This is a genomic window from Herbaspirillum chlorophenolicum, assembly GCF_001189955.1.
Taxonomy (GTDB): Bacteria; Pseudomonadota; Gammaproteobacteria; order Burkholderiales; family Burkholderiaceae_D; genus Herbaspirillum; species Herbaspirillum chlorophenolicum.
Genome location: NZ_LFLT01000003.1, coordinates 57,023 through 73,275 on the forward strand (window position 1 = coordinate 57,023; position 16,253 = coordinate 73,275).

Consider the following 16,253-nt stretch of genomic DNA (forward strand, 5'->3'; position numbering starts at 1 on the left):
GCTGCATGCAAATGCAGCGGGCTTTTCCTTTGCGGCGAGCGCGAAATCAGAACCCCAGCGACTTGCCCGCGCCCAGCAAGGTGGCCACGCCAAGAATGGCGAAGATAACCGCCGCGATGGCATGCACGACGCGCACCGGAATCCTGCCGGCAATGCGGTCGCCCAGCAGCACGGCCGGCACGTTGGCGATCATCATGCCCAGCGTGGTACCGGCCACTATTGGCACGAAGGCATGGTACTGCGCGGCCAGCGCCACGGTGGCGACCTGGGTCTTGTCGCCCATCTCGGCCAGGAAGAAGGTCAGCAAGGTGGTGCCGAACACCCCGAAGCGACCGAACTTGGCTTCGCTCTCATCGAACTTGTCGGGGATCAGCGTCCACACCGCCATGGCGATGAAGGAGACGCCCAGCACCCAGCGCAGGATTTCCGGCGACAGCAACGAAGTGATCCACGCGCCCAGCGCGCCGGCAAAAGCATGGTTGGCGATGGTCGCGACCAGGACGCCGAGGATAATGGGAAGGGGCTTGCGGAACTTGGCTGCCAAGATGAAGGCCAGCAGTTGGGTTTTATCGCCGATTTCGGCGAGTGCGACGATGCCTGTGGAAACAAGGAATGCATCCATTGGGTTTTCTCTCCATGGCCGGACAAAAACGCATGACCACGCGCGCTCCCCGGCCATTGTCGGAGGCTACGTGGTCAAAGGTCTTGTCAAGCGAAGAACGCATCCCGTCAAAGACATGCGTTCTCAGGAACCGCCGGCGCCATGATCTGTGGATCAAGTATGTTGACGCAAGCCCCTCCTCAGGATGGAAGGCGACTACTCCCCAATGACCGGCGCATTTTACTGATTTTGAACCGCCGAGTCCATGCGAAGACAGCACTTTTCGCATTGCAATGATGGCATCGCTTCCCTCTTTCCCACGAGGCGCGTCAGACAATGCCTGAACTTGCCGGCCTGTCCTGCCCATGGCGGAACCATCGCCTTCGATGGCAACTCTTTAATGGCATGGCCAAGCCCGGCCGTGCGCTCCCCATACTTCCAGACAACAGACCGTAGAACCCATGCCTATGCTGAACCGACGCCGCTTCCTGGCCTCCGCCTCTGCCGCCGCCGCACTTGCCGCCCTGGGCATTGCGCCGGAAGCCGTGGCCGCCGGGCGTATCAAAATGGGATCCTCCGAGAAATTCTCCTTCGACACGCTGATTGCCCGCGCGCGCGACATGGCAAAGACGCCATACAACCCGCACAACAAGGTCCCGCGCGACATACTCGACCAGATCGACTACGAAGCGCACGGCAAGATCAGGTTCAACACCGACTATGCGCCATTCGCCGATGGCCCCGGCCAGTTTCCGCTGACCTTCTTCCATCTCGGCAAATTCTTTCTGGTACCGGTGCACATGTATCTGCTGGACGGCCCCGGCAGCGCCCCCACCCGTGCGCGCGAGATCCTGTATAACGACAACTACTTCGACATGCCGGCCGACAGCCCCGCACACAAACTGCCGGCAGGCAGCGGCTTCGCCGGATTCCGCTTCCAGGAAAGCCGCCTGGCCGACCAGCAAAAGAAGGACTGGCGCAGCAACGACTGGGTGGCCTTCCTCGGCGCCTCCTATTTCCGCGCCATCGGCGACCTGTACCAATATGGACTATCGGCGCGCGGCATCGCTATCGACGTGGCCGAGGCCGGCAAGAAGGAGGAATTCCCGGACTTCACCCATTTCTTCTTCGAGCCTTCCGCACCGGACAGCGACACCGTGGTGGTCTACGCGTTGCTGGAAGGCCCCAGCGTCACCGGCGCCTATCGGTTCACGATGCGCCGCGCCGAAGGCGTGACCATGGAGATCGACAAATCGCTGTTCCTGCGCCGCGACGTCGCCCGCCTGGGACTGGCGCCGGCCACTTCGATGTACTGGTTCTCGGAAACGGTCAAAGGTACCGGCGTCGACTGGCGCCCCGAAGTGCACGACTCGGACGGCCTGGCAATGTGGAACGGCAACGGCGAGCACATCTGGCGCCCGCTCAACAACCCGCCGCATACCATCGCCTCGGCCTTCGCCGACAGCGGCCTGCGCGGCTTCGGCCTGTCGCAGCGCGACCGCGACTTCGACCATTACCAGGACGGCGTCATGTATCAGCGCCGGCCCGGCTTGTGGGTGGAACCGCTGGAAAACTGGGGCGATGGCGCGGTACAACTGATCGAAATCAATACCGACGACGAGATCCATGACAACATCGTCGCCATGTGGGTGCCCAAGGCGGCGGCCACCGCAGGCAGCAACTACCGCCTGCGCTATCGCCTGTACTGGCAGCAGGACGAACCATTCCCCTCGCCGCTGGCGCGCTGCGTGGCCACGCGCCTTGGCAACGGCGGCCAGCCGGGCCAGCCGCGCCCGCCCAATATGCGCAAGTTCGTGGTGGAATTCAAAGGCGCGCCGCTGGAAAAACTGCCTTTCGGCACCAAACCGGAGGTGGTACTAAACACCTCGCGCGGCAGTTTTTCCTACATCTTCGCCGAACCGGTCCCCAACGGCATAGCCGGCCACTGGCGCGCGCAGTTCGACCTCGCCGTGGATGGCGAAGAACCGGTCGACATGCGCTTGTTCCTGCGCGACAAAGGCGAGGCGCTCACGGAGACCTGGCTGTTCCAGTACCATCCGTTCAAGACCAGCCCTGTGTACCGATGAGTATGCGCAATAAAAAAAGGTTGCCCATTCTTTTGAATTGCCTTTATAATCGCGCCTCTTGCGGCTGTAGCTCAGCTGGATAGAGTACTTGGCTACGAACCAAGGGGTCGTGGGTTCGATTCCTGCCAGCCGCACCAAATGCAAAAGGGTCCATCGTCAGATGGGCCCTTTTTCTTTTCCCGGATTGATTTCATCATGGCATGCACGATGGCTGTCACGCTCGTCCTGTCCGCCAGATAACCGTCAACAAAAAACCCGTGAATGCATCCACGGGTTTTGCTGGTCTCTTGCCGGTGCCGGAAACCGGCACAGAACCATCAGAACGGAATATCGTCGTCCATGTCCGAGAAGTTCGACGCCGGACGCGAAGCCGGCTGCTGGCGTGGCGCGCTGGCACCACCACCGCCTCCTGTATTCTGGCGCGGCGCCGGGCTGCCGCCGCCATAGCCGCCGCCATCGTCCATCGATGCACCGCCGCCGCCCTGGCGGCTGCCCAGCATCTGCATGGTATCGGCGATGATTTCGGTGGTGTAGCGCTCAACGCCATCCTTGTCTTGCCACTTGCGGGTCTGCAGGCGGCCTTCAACGTAGATTTGCGAACCCTTCTTCAGGTACTGGCCGGCGATTTCCGCCAGCTTGCGGTAGAAAGTGATGCGGTGCCATTCGGTGAGCTCTTTCTTCTCGCCGGAGTTCTTGTCCTTCCAGCTTTCGGTCGTAGCGACGGCGATGTTGGTGACGGCTTCACCGTTCGGCATGTAGCGTGTTTCCGGATCGCGTCCGAGGTTGCCGACGATGATGACTTTATTGACCGATGCCATTGTTTCTCCTGGATTACTAATTACAGTTAAGCAGTTGCACTTGCCGCATGCGTACCGCGCCGCGGCAGGTTTTTCATGTTAGCCGCGATTATAAGCCAGGTCAGGGTTACCGCAGCCGACAACAAGAATACTGCCGACGTACTTACATTTTGTTTGAGCCAGCCGCCCAGGGCGCCGCCGCAAAATAGCCCCAATGCCTGCAAGGTGTTGTAAACACCCAGCGCCGCCCCTTTGGCCGCCGGCGGCGCGATGCGCGAAACCAGCGAAGGCTGGGATGCCTCCAAAATATTGAACGCGACAAAAAACAGGAACAACAGCGCCACCAGCACCCACCAGTGCGTAACCGGGTGCGACAGCGCTGCCCAGAAGCCAAGCTGGACCAGCAGCAAAAGCGCGATGGCGGCAACGAAAACCAGCTTCATGCGCCCATGCCTCTCAGCCACGAAGACCGGCGGCAGCATCAGCACGAAGGAGGCCAGCACTACCGGCAGGTAGATTTTCCAGTGCTCGTCGACCGGGATGCCCGAATACTGCACCAGCGCCCCCGGCAGTACCACAAACATGGCCAGTTGGGTCATATGCAGCGTGAAGACGCCAAAGTTCAGGCGCATCAACTCCCCATGACGCAGTACCTCCCTGAAAGGCACACGCCTGGCCTTGACCATGGGCGAATCCGGCACCACCCACAACACGACGGCAATGGCCAGCAACGACAGCACACCGGTCAGCCCGAAGATGCCGCCCATGCCGATGAGCCGGTAGAGCACCGGCGAGGCCACCAGCGAGACAGCGAAGGTCAGCCCGATCGAGGCGCCGACCATGGCCATGGCCTTGGTGCGGTGTTCTTCACGGGTGGAATCGGCAATAAAGGCGGTAATGGCGGCCGAGATCGCGCCGGCGCCCTGGATCGCACGACCGGCGATCACCCAAGCCACGCTATCGGCCGCCGCCGCGATGAAGGAACCCAGTGCGAACAGCACCAGGCCGATCACGATGATGCGCTTGCGCCCGTATTTATCCGAAGCGATACCGAACGGGATCTGGCCGAACGACTGTGCCAGTCCGTAGATCCCCATTGCCAGGCCGACCAGGGCCGCATTATCGCCACCGGGCAAGCCATGGGCGTAGACCGCAAACACCGGCAAGATCAGGAACAGGCCCAGCATGCGCAGGGCGAAGATGGACGCCAGCGATGCGCTGGCGCGCACTTCCGCGCGCGACATGCCGGATTTTTCGGGCAGTGCGGATGAGGTAACGGACTGGGTCATGGCGAAAATGGCGGCTGCGCGTCGTTCCGGCTGCGCGCTTGCTATGAGACGAAAACGTTATGGTAACAGCATCGGCACACGCCCCCAGCCAACGGGAACCAATAGCACTTATTCGAACCGGCATTCGTCTATCTGCGGCATTCATCCAACACTTCATTTTGTCTTCATGAAAAATTCATCCCGGCGCACCTGAACTCAGGCTTCCTCATCAGCTTTTATGCAAGAATGCAGAGTTGCTCATTTTTCTGAATTACTCATAAAAGCCGCCGGCACGCGACATCCACTCGCGTTTCCAAAAAGCAATAACCATAGCCAAGAAAAAGAAGCAATCGCTCGGTATTGCAGGGGGAAAGCCCGGATAAATAACGGTGATGATCATTGCTGGTCACCGCCCATTCCTAAGCTTTGATTTCGATTTTTGTTTTTCTTGTCGGCCAACCAGCCGGCTGGCGCTTATATCAGTATGTTTTTCTTCTCTCCGGCTCCTGACGTCAAGTCGGGCCAACCGTATTCTGCAACCTCCGTTGCCGGCTATGGCAACGGTGTATCGCCGCCCCTTTCTGCCTGGGTGTTGCTGGCCCTCATTGCCTGTGCCTGGCTATTGCCGGGAATCTTCGGCCATGGCCCGTGGAAGCAGGATGAAACCTACTCCTTCGGCATCATCCATCATATGCTGGTCTCGGGAGACTACCTGGTCCCCACCAACGCCGGCGAGCCGTTCATGGAAAAGCCGCCCCTGTATTACTGGACGGCGCTGCTGTTTGCCAAGGCCCTTTATCCGCTGCTGGACTACCACGATGGCGCACGTGTCGCCAGTGTGTTCTACAACATCGTGACGCTGGTGTTCGTTGCCAAAATTGCGATGATGGTCTGGAACAAACGCACACTCTTCAGCCTGCCGGTGCTCGGCACGCTAGCATTGTTTGCAGGTTCACCCGGCATGCTCAAGCATGCCCACGACATGTTCACCGACGTCGCCCTGGTATGCGGCAGCGCCATTGCCACCTATGGTCTGCTGGCAATCGCCATGAACGCACAAGGCAAGACACCCCGCCTCACGGCTGCAGTGTGGTTCGGCGTGGGCGTGGGTATTGCCGAGATGAGCAAGGGCTTGTTTGTGCCGCTGATCTTCGCAGCCACTACCGTGTGCATGGGGGTGCTGGTGCGTGAATGCCGTTCACGGTCGTACTGGAAAATGGTCGGCATTGCCGTGCTGGTGTCGCTGCCCTTCTTCGTAGTCTGGCCGGCCCTGCTGGCGCAGCATTCGATGCCGCTGTTCATGGAGTGGTTCTGGGATAACAACGTCGGGCGCTTCTTCGGCTTCTCGGTCGCCAAACTGGGCTCCGACAACGACCATGCCGTGATCCTGCGTGCGCTGTTCGGCTTCGCGCTGCCGGGATCCATCCTCGCGGTATTGGCCCTGACAGCCGGTGAATGGCGCCAGATCCCGACACCGCACCTTGCATTGCCGTTATCGTTCTCCATCATCAGCATCATCGTGCTGGAAAGCTCGGCGACGGCACGTCAGCTTTACTTGCTGCCCGTATTGTTGCCCCTGATCATGATCGGCACCCGCGTGGTACCTCACCTGCCGGGCTGGCTGCACACTGCCTGGGACTGGTTCTCTCGTATCAGTTTTGGCCTGATTGCAGCGGTCATCTGGGCGACCTACATCATCTCAAGCATGCCGGTCGAATACCATCACTGGATCGCCTATTTCGGCAGATGGCTGCCGCTAGGATTCGTCACTCCATTCCAGCCGCTGGCTGTCGCTGCCGCCTCGGCCATGACCGCCGGCTGGATCTGGTCGCTCGGCAAGATCCGGCTGACTGGAAAATGGCGCGGGGTCTTCGGCTGGTTCGCAGGGATCACGCTGATGTGGGGACTGGCGTATACCTTGCTGCTGCCTTGGGGCGACTACGCCAAGAGCTACGAATATGTATACAACGACCTGGACGAGAAAATTTCTTCCACCTGGGCGTCCAGTGACTGCATGGCCAGCCGGAATCTCGGCGAGTCCGAATCTCCCATGCTGTATTACTACACCGGCATCCTGCATCGGCCAATCGACAACATCAACAAGACCCAATGCAACTGGGTGATTCTGCAAACCCCAGGTGTGGCGCCGCTGCCTGCAGGCAACTGGACGCTGTTCTGGCAAGGCCGCCGCGATGGCGACGAAGACCAGCTGTTGAAAGTCTACCGCCGCAACGGAGCTACCTCGGGATAGTCGCCAAGCATTGATACTGACACAACAAAAGCCGGCTTGATGCCGGCTTTTTCCATGACAGCACTTCCATTTTGCGAATCGGCTCCCACATCCGCGTTACCCCAGTGACCAGCCCTGCCGGCGACTGGCAGTCCTGTTATAGTTACATGTTGTCTCCCCCAGTTCCCCCGCGCCTTGCTTCGGCCCGCGCGGCGGCAGGAAAACTTTGCTGAAGGCATCCATGGAAGAAATTCGCATTCGCGGCGCACGCACGCACAATCTGAAGAATATCAACCTAGACCTCCCCCGCAACAAGCTGATCGTGATCACCGGCCTGTCCGGTTCGGGCAAGTCGTCGCTGGCTTTCGACACCTTGTACGCCGAGGGCCAGCGCCGTTACGTCGAGTCGCTGTCGGCCTACGCGCGCCAGTTCCTCCAGCTCATGGAAAAACCCGATGTCGACATGATCGAAGGCCTGTCGCCGGCGATCTCGATCGAACAGAAGGCGACCTCGCACAACCCGCGCTCGACAGTCGGCACCGTTACCGAAATCCACGACTACCTGCGCCTGCTGTATGCGCGCGTGGGTACGCCGTATTGCCCGGACCATCCCGAACACCCGCTGGAAGCCCAATCGGTGTCGCAGATGGTGGACGCCGTGCTGGCGCTGCCGGAAGAGACCAAGCTGATGATCATGGCCCCGGTGGTGGCCAATCGCAAGGGCGAGCACGCCGACCTGTTCGAAGAGATGCAGGCCCAGGGTTTCATCCGCTTCCGCATCCAGAGCGGCACCGGCGCGGCCAAGGTCTACGAGGTCGACGAACTGCCCAAGCTGAAGAAGACCGAGAAGCACACCATCGACGTCGTCATCGACCGCGTGAAAGTGAAGACCGATATCAAGCAGCGCCTGGCCGAGAGTTTCGAGACCGCGCTGCGCCTGGCCGAGGGCCGCGCCATCGCGCTGGAAATGGATACCGGCAAGGAGCACCTGTACTCCAACAAGTTCGCCTGCCCGATCTGCGGCTATTCGCTGCAGGAGCTGGAACCGCGCCTGTTCTCGTTCAACAACCCGATGGGCGCCTGCCCTGAATGCGATGGCCTGGGCCATATCGAATTCTTCGACCCCAAGCGCATCGTCGCCTTCCCCAATCTTTCGCTTGCTTCCGGCGCCATCAAGGGCTGGGACCGCCGCAACCAGTTCTATTTCCAGATGCTCACCAGCATCGCCGCCTTCTATGGTTTCGAACTCGACGTCCCCTTCGAGCAATTGGACGAAAAAGCGCAGCAGGCGGTGTTGTTCGGCTCCGGCCGCCAGGCGATCCCGTTCGCCTACGTCAACGAGCGCGGCCGTACCGTGGTCAAGGAGCACACCTTCGAAGGCGTGGTCAACAACCTGCAGCGCCGCTACCGCGAAACCGATTCGATGGCGGTCAAGGAAGAACTGGCCAAGTTCATCAACGAGAAGCAGTGCCCGTCCTGCCACGGCGCCCGCCTGCGCGTGGAAGCGCGTTACGTAAAGGTTGGCGCAGGCAAGCAGCAGCGCGCCATCTATGAAGTAGCCGCAACGCCGCTACGCGACACGCTGCACTTCTTCGAGACCCTGAAGCTGACCGGCGCCAAGAAGGAAATTGCCGACCGCATCATCAAGGAAATCATCTCGCGCCTGAAATTCCTGAACAACGTCGGCCTCGACTACCTGTCGCTGGAACGCAGCGCCGACACGCTCTCCGGCGGCGAGGCGCAGCGCATCCGCCTGGCATCGCAGATCGGCTCCGGCCTGACCGGCGTGATGTATGTGCTGGACGAGCCGTCCATCGGCCTGCACCAGCGCGACAACGACCGCCTGATCGCTACCCTCAAGCACCTGCGCGACATCGGCAACACGGTGCTGGTGGTGGAGCATGACGAAGACGCCATCCGCACCGCCGATTTCGTGGTCGACATGGGGATCGGCGCAGGCGTGCATGGCGGCGACGTGATCGCCCAGGGCACTCTGGAAGATATCCTGAAGAACAAGAAGTCGCTGACCGCCAAGTATCTCAATGGCTCGCTGGAAATCGCCGTGCCCAAGAAACGCACGCCGGCTGATCCCGAGCGCCAGCTGATCATTACCGGCGCCACCGGCAACAACCTGAAGAACGTCGACCTGGAACTGCCGGTGGGCTTGCTGACCTGCGTGACCGGGGTATCCGGCTCGGGCAAGTCGACGCTGGTCAACGACACCCTCTACCTGTCGGCAGCACGCCACCTGTACGGCTCGCAGACCGAACCTGCCGCCCACGAGGCGATCGGCGGACTGGAGCATTTCGACAAGGTCATCGCGGTCGACCAGGCGCCGATCGGGCGCACGCCACGCTCCAACCCGGCGACCTATACCGGGCTGTTCACGCCGATCCGCGACCTGTTCTCCACCGTACCGATGGCCAAGGAACGCGGCTACAGCGCCGGCCGTTTCTCGTTCAACGTCAAGGGCGGCCGCTGCGAGGCCTGCCAGGGCGACGGCGTGATCAAGGTCGAGATGCACTTCCTGCCAGACGTGTACGTGCCCTGCGACGTCTGCCACGGCAAGCGCTACAACCGCGAAACGCTGGAAGTACAGTACAAGGGCAAGAACATCACCGAAATCCTCGACCTGACGGTGGAGGATGCGCACGAGTTCTTCAAGCCGGTGCCATTGATTGCGCGCAAGCTGCAGACTTTGCTGGACGTCGGCCTGGGCTACATCAAGCTGGGCCAGAGCGCGACCACGCTTTCCGGCGGCGAGGCGCAGCGCGTCAAGCTGTCGCTGGAGCTGTCCAAGCGCGATACCGGCCGCACGCTGTATATCCTGGACGAGCCGACCACCGGCCTGCACTTCCACGACATCGACCTGCTGCTGAAGGTGATCCACCGCTTGCGCGACCAGGGCAATACGGTGACCATCATCGAGCACAACCTGGACGTGATCAAGACTGCCGACTGGATCATCGACCTCGGCCCGGAGGGTGGCGCCGGCGGCGGGAAAATTGTGGCCACCGGCACCCCGGAAGACGTGGCCAAGAACCCGGCCAGCGTGACCGGCAAGTACTTGGCGCCGTTGCTGAAGAAGAAAAAGTGATGCCGGCTTGAGGGCGCGCAAACGATACAGATAAAGGCAGGAACTGTATCTTGCGCGCCGGCCGGATAGGATTAGAGTCATGCATTCGGCTGCCGTCAGGCGCACAATACCGGCACATGCCATCGAGAAAATCCGCCATGCAAAACCCGCTGTCTCCCGTCCAGGTCGACTCTTTCCGCAAGGAAGGCTATCTGTTGTTGAAGGGGTTGGTCCCCACCGCCCAGCGCGAACAGATGCTGGCCGTGACCCAGGACCACCTCCGGCGCGCCGTCGCGCCGCTCGAATACGAGGCCGAAGTCGGCTACGAAGGCGCCCCGTCGTCACTGGAGGCGGAAGGCGGACGCACCGCCCGGCGCCTGCGTGCGGCCTGGCAGCGCGACCCGGCCTACCGCCAGTGGGCATCCGACCCGAAGCTGGTCGCCATCCTGCACCAGTTGTTTGGCGAACCGGCATGCATCACACTGGCCCATCACAACTGCGTGATGACCAAACATCCGACCTTCGGCACCGCCACCGGCTGGCACCGTGATATCCGCTACTGGTCGTTCCCGCGCAATGAGCTGATATCGGTATGGCTGGCGCTGGGCACGGAGGCCCCGGGCAACGGCGCACTCAAGTTCATCCCCGGCTCGCACCTGCTGCAACTGCAGCCGGAACAGATGGATGAACTCGATTTCCTGCGTCCTGAAGTCCCGGCCAACCAAGCTCTGTTCGCCCAAGGCGTCGCTCCCAGCCTGGAACCTGGTGATGTGGTGCTGTTCCACAGCGGCCTGTTCCACGCTGCCGGCCGCAACGACAGCGAACAGGTCAAATGCTCGGTGGTGTTCGCCTATCATGGCCGCAGCAACCCGCCGGTGCCGGGCACGCGCTCCGCCGCGTCGGACGATATCCAGCTGGATACCTAAGCCCCTCTGAGCTGCCCTGGCCAAAGAAAAAAGCGCAGCATCCGCTGCGCTTTTTCTTATCCGGCCAAGAATCTGGTCAGCAGGGCTATCGCTCAGAATTGCTCCCAATCATCATCGCTTGCGGCCGATCTTCCGGATGCCGAAGCAGGCGCCGCCAGCTTAGGAGCGGTTGTCTTGGCTGCCGCCGCTTTAGGCGGCGACAACGGCTTGGCACGCGCCGGCGCCGATGGTGTGGCGGCAGCGATCGCTACCCTGGAAACCGCCGGAGCAGACACACGCATCTCCTGCATGCCATTCAAGCGGAATACGCCGACCGCACTCAGCAACCGGCCGGCCTGCTCCTGCAAGGACTGGGCAGCGGCAGCAGCCTCTTCAACCAGTGCCGCATTCTGCTGTGTCGTTTCATCCATCTGGGTAATGGCGCGATTGACCTCTTCGATGCCGGTGCTCTGCTCCTGGCTGGCGGCGGTGATCTCGCCCATGACATCGGTCACGCGCCTGACGCTGGCCACCACTTCATCCATGGTTTGCCCGGCCTGGGCCACCAACGCGCTGCCGTTGCCGACCTTCGTCACCGAATCGTCGATCAGTCCCTTGATTTCCTTGGCCGCCGCCGCCGAGCGCTGGGCCAGCGAACGCACTTCGGATGCCACCACTGCGAAACCGCGCCCCTGCTCACCCGCGCGGGCCGCTTCCACCGCGGCATTCAACGCCAGGATGTTGGTCTGGAAGGCGATGCCGTCGATCACGCTGATGATGTCGACGATCTTCCGGGACGACTCGTTGATCGAGCTCATGGTATCGACCACCTGCTTGACCACATCGCCGCCGCGCGAAGCCACATCGGAAGCGGATGCTGCCAACTGATTGGCCTGGCGGGCATTGTCGGCATTCTGCTTGACGGTGGAAGTCAGTTCTTCCATGGCCGATGCGGTCTCTTCCAGCGAACCTGCCTGCTGCTCGGTGCGCGAAGAGAGGTCGAGGTTGCCGCTCGCGATTTCCGCCGAAGCGGTATTGATGGTGTCGGTGCTCACGCGCACCTCGCCGACGATCTTCTGCAGGTTGCTGTTCATGTCCTTCAAGGCCTGCATCAGTTGGCCTGTTTCATCGCGGCTGCGCACTTCGATTTCTTGGGTCAGGTCGCCTGCGGCCACACCTTGCGCCAGCTTCACCGCCTGCTCCAGCGGACGCGAAATCGCGCGCACCAGCAGGAAACCCATGAGGAGCGCAACCGCCAGCCCGGCCACGATGGTCGCCGCTATCACCCCCACCAGGAGCTGGTAGCGCCGCTGCGCGTCCTCATAAAGCTCGCGGCCGACGCGGTGCTGCAGATTCATCAGTTCGACCACCGTGGCGTGCACCTCGGAAAACAGCTTGAGCATGACGCCGTCATAGAGATCGCTGGCCCCCTGGAAATCGCGGTTGCGCAGCGCCTCGGCTGCCGGCTTCACACCTTCCGCGATGAATTTCTGGCGCTGGGGAAGAAACTTATCCACCAGGATCTTTTCATCCGGAGTCAGGTAAGTACCGAGATAGGCTTGCAGCACCTTGTCGCTATCCTTGATGGTCTGTTCCAGCTTGTCCATGCCTTTGTCGATTTCACCGGAATCACCGACGATAGCCGTGGCGATGCCATAGCGGCCGGTATCGATGGCGCCCGTGATCGTCTCCAATTGGGCCAAGGCCGCCAGGCGGTCCTCGTAAAGCGAACGCATTTGCGCATTGGTGGATTTGAGGCTGACCAGTCCGAGCACGCCGGTGGCCACCAACAAGCTGGCAAGAAAACCGATAACAAAGATCAGGCGCGCCTTGATCGTCAATTTGCTGAACATATGCCTCCCTTGAGTCATGTCTGTTGACGCCGCGACAACGATGAAATGCGGCATCGGTTTTTCTTTTATACCGTGGCCGGCGGCCATGGATACCGCAGAATACCGCAGCTAAGAGCCGCCAACAAAATGCCGCTGGCGGCTCCTATCCCAAGCATTTCCTGTACCAGCCGATGCCGTCCGCAAGTCAATGGCCCGGCAAGCCCAGCCAAAGCCCCAAAGGGACAAACACGATCGCCGCCAGATTCCCCATCAGCACGATGGAGGCGACCTTGTCCGGCTCCTGCCGATATTGCTCGGCGACCATGAAACACAGCACGGCCGGCGGCAACGCAGCGAACAAGTACATCTCGCCGCGCTGCACCGCCGTCAGCGGCAGCAGCTGGTCCAGCACCAGTGCGCAGATCAGCCCGGACACCGGGCACACCACGGCGCCCACCAGGCCGATATGCCAGCTCTTGAAGCTGATATCCATCATGCGTACGCCCAGCGAAAACAGCATGATGGGGATGCTGGCCTCACCCAGCAATTTCATGGCCGAGAACAGCGGCGCCGGCAGGCTGATGTGGAAAACTGCGCACAAGACGCCCAAAATCATCGCCAGCATGATCGGGCTGGAAACGAGCCGCAGCAGCGAACCCGGACGCTGCTCGCGGCCGGACTGGATCATCTTTACGCACAGCGAGAAATAAACGAAGGTAGAGGCGGTAAACAGCGCCACCGCTGCCGGCAAAGCATCCTGGCCGAAGGCCAGCAGCAGCAATGGCAACCCCATGTTGCCGCCATTGTTGTACATCATGGGCGGCAGGAAGGTGCGTTTGTCGTAGCCCAGCGCCCGTGCCACCGGCCATGCCAGCAACCCCGATCCAAGCGCGATCAACACACTGGCCAGGATCAGCCAGCCATTGTGATAAAGGTCGAAAGACTTGGATGAGAGCGCGCTGAAAATCATCAGCGGCGCCAACGCCTCCATCGAGACGCGGTTGACCGATGCCATGTCCATGCGCACCACTTCGCCGCGCCAGCGGGCGTAGCCATAGCCCATGCCGATGATGACGAAAACCGGAAGGATGATGCTGCAGATGCGTTCGATAAGTGGCATGCAGAGTGCTTATTTGCTAAGCAGGCGCTTCTCCGCCCGCGAGATGTTTTCCGAGCTGCCGCGCAGCACCACGATATCGCCGCCCATCAGGATCGTGTCCTGGGCAGCGTCGACGCGCTGCTTGCCGCGCCTGAGCATGGCGACTTCCGTGCCGCATTGGCCCGGCAGGTCGATCTCGGCCAGGGTCTTGCCGATGGCGTGCGCGCCGTCGATCAGCGTCACCGACTGCAGGCGCACGTTGAGTCCTTCGCTGTCGTCATCGATGTCGGCGGCGCCGTGGAAATAGCCCCGCAGCGAGGCGTAGCGCTCATCGCGCGCATCCTGCACCCGGTGCACCACACGGCGCAGCGGTATGCCCAGCATCACCAGCGCATGCGAGGCCAGCATCAGGCTGCCTTCCAGCGATTCCGGCACGACCTCGGTGGCGCCGGCGGCAAGCAGCTTGTCGAGATCGGCATCGTCGTAGCTGCGCACGATCACCGGCAGCTCCGGCGCCAGTTCGGCCGCATGGTGCAGCACCTTCAGCGCCGATGGCGTACTGGCGTAAGTCACCACCAGCGCTGCGGCGCGGTGGATGCCGGCCGCCACCAGGCTCTCGCGCCGGGCGGCATCGCCGTAGGAGACGCTGGCGCCGCCGCTGCGGGCGTCCTGCACCAGCTCCGGGTCCATCTCCAGCGCGTGGTAGGTAATGCCTTCCTCTTCCAGCAGGCGCGCCAGGCTTTGCCCGCTGCGGCCGAAACCGGCGATGATCACGTGCTTCTGCGCACTCATGGTACGCGTCGCCAATTGGGTCAGCGCCAGCGATTGCAGCATCCACTCATTGGCCGAAAGCTTCATCACGATGGCGTCGGACTTGGCCAGGATGAAGGGCGCGGCCAGCATGGACAACACCATCGAGGCCAGGATCACCTGGATCAGCAAAGGATCGATCAGCTTCAGGCCGCCGGCCTGGTTCAGCAGCACGAAACCGAACTCCCCCGCCTGCGCCAGCGCCAGCCCCGTGCGCAAGGCAACGCCGGTGCTGGAACCGAACAAGCGCGACAGCGCCGCGATCAGGCCGAATTTCAACAGCACCGGCCCGGTCAGCAGGAGCAGCACCAGGAACCAGTGATCGATCAGCGTATGCACGTCGAGCAGCATGCCGATGGTGATGAAGAACAGGCCCAGCAGCACATCGCGGAAGGACTTGATGTCCTCCTCCACCTGGTGCTTGAACTCGGTCTCGGAAATGAGCATGCCGGCGATGAACGCGCCCAGCGCCAGCGACAGCCCCGCTTTCTCGGTGATCCAGGCCGCGCCCAGCGTGATCAGCAGCAGGTTGAGCATGAACAGCTCCTGCGAGCGGCGCTTGACCACTATCTTGAACCAGCTGCGCATGAGCTTGTGGCCGAAGAACAGCAGCAGGGCCAGCACCACCATCGCCTTGGCCACCGCCCAGCCCAGCGTCACCATCAGGTTGCCGGAATCCTTGGCCAGCGCCGGCACCACGATCAAGAGCGGCACCAGCGCCAGATCCTGGAACAGCAGCACGCCGAGGATGCGGCGGCCGTGTTCGGTCTCCAGCTCCAGTCTTTCCGTGAGCAGCTTGGAAACGATGGCGGTGGAAGACATGGTGAGCGCGCCGCCCAGGGCGAACGCGGCCTGCCAACTGATAGAGGTGAGTTGCGGCAGGAAATAGGCGACCGCCCAGCCGAACACCATGGTCACGGCAATGGTGGTGGCCACCTGCGCCACGCCCAGGCCGAACACGATGTGACGCATCGCCGACAGCTTGTTGAGCGAGAACTCCAGCCCGATGGAGAACATCAGGAACACCACGCCGAACTCGGCCAGCGCGTGGGTGGTTTCATTGTCTTCGGCGAACCCCAGGCCATGCGGCCCGATCACGATGCCGACCACCAGGTAGCCCAGCATCGGCGGCAGATGCATCATGCGAAAAGCCACCACGCCGAGCACAGCCGCGGCGAGCAGGAATAAAGTCAGTTCCAGTCCAGAAAACATGTGTGGATGATTCGCTTGTTAGAACCTGTCCACGATCCCCCGGGGGAGATCGTGGACAGGTTCTTAATCTTATATGGGCTGAACTATGCGAATCAGTTAAGCGAGAAACATGCCCGGACGGCGCCTCCCGCGCCGCCATGCGCATTCGCATAACGCGGCGCACAATACGAGTTCCACCAAGTCGGTGCAGGCATTCATGCAAACGATACCGATCGCAGCCCATGGCAGGCATGCCATCATGACAACCTGCCGACAATACCGGCGGTTATGCCTGCACTGCAGATCTGGCACATTGGCGTTTGCCGGGCCCGTTCGTCGGGTGTTGCGCGCATGTTG

The 16,253-nt window shown here is 61.5% G+C and carries 11 protein-coding genes, 1 tRNA gene and 1 riboswitch; of the genes, 5 read left to right on the top strand and 7 right to left on the bottom strand.

Annotated features, from left to right (window positions below; all coding sequences use genetic code 11):
- Positions 1-46 precede the first annotated feature (46 nt).
- Positions 47-622 (bottom strand): TMEM165/GDT1 family protein, encoded by a 576-nt coding sequence (locus AKL28_RS03275; RefSeq protein WP_050466626.1) that lies wholly within the window; start codon positions 620-622, stop codon positions 47-49.
- A gap of 9 nt (positions 623-631) precedes the next feature.
- Positions 632-838: riboswitch (yybP-ykoY riboswitch) on the bottom strand.
- A 230-nt stretch (positions 839-1,068) separates the two neighbouring features.
- Here AKL28_RS03275 and AKL28_RS03280 point away from each other — a divergent pair.
- Positions 1,069-2,688 (top strand): OpgD/OpgG family glucan biosynthesis protein, encoded by a 1,620-nt coding sequence (locus tag AKL28_RS03280; RefSeq protein ID WP_050466627.1) that lies wholly within the window; start codon positions 1,069-1,071, stop codon positions 2,686-2,688.
- Between the two features lie 60 nt (positions 2,689-2,748).
- Positions 2,749-2,825 (top strand) — tRNA-Arg (locus AKL28_RS03285).
- 180 nt (positions 2,826-3,005) lie between these two features.
- Here AKL28_RS03285 and ssb read toward each other — a convergent pair.
- The 3 genes from ssb to AKL28_RS25285 all read right to left on the bottom strand — a co-directional run bounded on the left by ssb (position 3,006) and on the right by AKL28_RS25285 (position 5,153).
- The gene (gene ssb / locus AKL28_RS03290; protein WP_050466628.1) at positions 3,006-3,506 is read right to left on the bottom strand and encodes a single-stranded DNA-binding protein; all 501 of its coding nucleotides are present in this window, start codon (positions 3,504-3,506) and stop codon (positions 3,006-3,008) included.
- Between the two features lie 26 nt (positions 3,507-3,532).
- The gene (locus tag AKL28_RS03295; protein WP_050466629.1) at positions 3,533-4,774 is read right to left on the bottom strand and encodes an MFS transporter; all 1,242 of its coding nucleotides are present in this window, start codon (positions 4,772-4,774) and stop codon (positions 3,533-3,535) included.
- Between the two features lie 250 nt (positions 4,775-5,024).
- Entirely contained in the window at positions 5,025-5,153 is a 129-nt protein-coding gene (locus AKL28_RS25285; RefSeq protein ID WP_269432165.1) for a hypothetical protein, read from the bottom strand.
- 84 nt (positions 5,154-5,237) lie between these two features.
- Between AKL28_RS25285 and AKL28_RS03300 the strand changes: the two genes are divergently transcribed.
- The 3 genes from AKL28_RS03300 to AKL28_RS03310 all read left to right on the top strand — a co-directional run bounded on the left by AKL28_RS03300 (position 5,238) and on the right by AKL28_RS03310 (position 10,985).
- Entirely contained in the window at positions 5,238-7,004 is a 1,767-nt protein-coding gene (locus tag AKL28_RS03300; protein ID WP_050466795.1) for an ArnT family glycosyltransferase, read from the top strand.
- A 220-nt stretch (positions 7,005-7,224) separates the two neighbouring features.
- On the top strand, positions 7,225-10,080 hold the full coding sequence (gene uvrA / locus AKL28_RS03305) for an excinuclease ABC subunit UvrA (RefSeq protein WP_050466796.1): 2,856 nt from the start codon (positions 7,225-7,227) through the stop codon (positions 10,078-10,080).
- Positions 10,081-10,217: 137 nt separating this feature from the next.
- The gene (locus tag AKL28_RS03310) at positions 10,218-10,985 is read left to right on the top strand and encodes a phytanoyl-CoA dioxygenase family protein (RefSeq protein ID WP_050466630.1); all 768 of its coding nucleotides are present in this window, start codon (positions 10,218-10,220) and stop codon (positions 10,983-10,985) included.
- Between the two features lie 92 nt (positions 10,986-11,077).
- On the opposite strand, the gene AKL28_RS03315 is transcribed toward AKL28_RS03310, so the two are convergent.
- The 3 genes from AKL28_RS03315 to AKL28_RS03325 form a co-directional block, all read right to left on the bottom strand.
- Positions 11,078-12,817 carry a methyl-accepting chemotaxis protein gene (locus AKL28_RS03315; RefSeq protein ID WP_050466631.1) on the bottom strand — a complete coding sequence of 580 codons (1,740 nt, stop codon included), beginning with the start codon at positions 12,815-12,817 and terminating at the stop codon, positions 11,078-11,080.
- A 184-nt stretch (positions 12,818-13,001) separates the two neighbouring features.
- A complete protein-coding gene (locus AKL28_RS03320) occupies positions 13,002-13,916 on the bottom strand; it encodes an AEC family transporter (RefSeq protein WP_050466632.1) in 915 nt (304 codons plus the stop codon).
- A gap of 9 nt (positions 13,917-13,925) precedes the next feature.
- Positions 13,926-15,917: a cation:proton antiporter domain-containing protein gene (locus AKL28_RS03325; RefSeq protein WP_050466633.1), complete on the bottom strand. Its 1,992-nt coding sequence runs from the start codon at positions 15,915-15,917 to the stop codon at positions 13,926-13,928.
- Positions 15,918-16,253: the final 336 nt, after the last annotated feature.

What these genes read in the sequence shown, in the direction of transcription:
- AKL28_RS03280 (WP_050466627.1), top strand. Translation starts at nt 1,069, where the DNA reads ATGCTGAACCGACGCCGCTTCCTGGCCTCCGCCTCTGCCGCCGCCGCA.
- AKL28_RS03320 (WP_050466632.1), bottom strand. Translation starts at nt 13,916, where the DNA reads ATGCCACTTATCGAACGCATCTGCAGCATCATCCTTCCGGTTTTCGTC.
- AKL28_RS03315 (WP_050466631.1), bottom strand. Translation starts at nt 12,817, where the DNA reads ATGTTCAGCAAATTGACGATCAAGGCGCGCCTGATCTTTGTTATCGGT.
- AKL28_RS03310 (WP_050466630.1), top strand. Translation starts at nt 10,218, where the DNA reads ATGCAAAACCCGCTGTCTCCCGTCCAGGTCGACTCTTTCCGCAAGGAA.
- uvrA (WP_050466796.1), top strand. Translation starts at nt 7,225, where the DNA reads ATGGAAGAAATTCGCATTCGCGGCGCACGCACGCACAATCTGAAGAAT.
- ssb (WP_050466628.1), bottom strand. Translation starts at nt 3,506, where the DNA reads ATGGCATCGGTCAATAAAGTCATCATCGTCGGCAACCTCGGACGCGAT.
- AKL28_RS25285 (WP_269432165.1), bottom strand. Translation starts at nt 5,153, where the DNA reads ATGATCATCACCGTTATTTATCCGGGCTTTCCCCCTGCAATACCGAGC.
- AKL28_RS03295 (WP_050466629.1), bottom strand. Translation starts at nt 4,774, where the DNA reads ATGACCCAGTCCGTTACCTCATCCGCACTGCCCGAAAAATCCGGCATG.
- AKL28_RS03300 (WP_050466795.1), top strand. Translation starts at nt 5,238, where the DNA reads ATGTTTTTCTTCTCTCCGGCTCCTGACGTCAAGTCGGGCCAACCGTAT.
- AKL28_RS03275 (WP_050466626.1), bottom strand. Translation starts at nt 622, where the DNA reads ATGGATGCATTCCTTGTTTCCACAGGCATCGTCGCACTCGCCGAAATC.
- AKL28_RS03325 (WP_050466633.1), bottom strand. Translation starts at nt 15,917, where the DNA reads ATGTTTTCTGGACTGGAACTGACTTTATTCCTGCTCGCCGCGGCTGTG.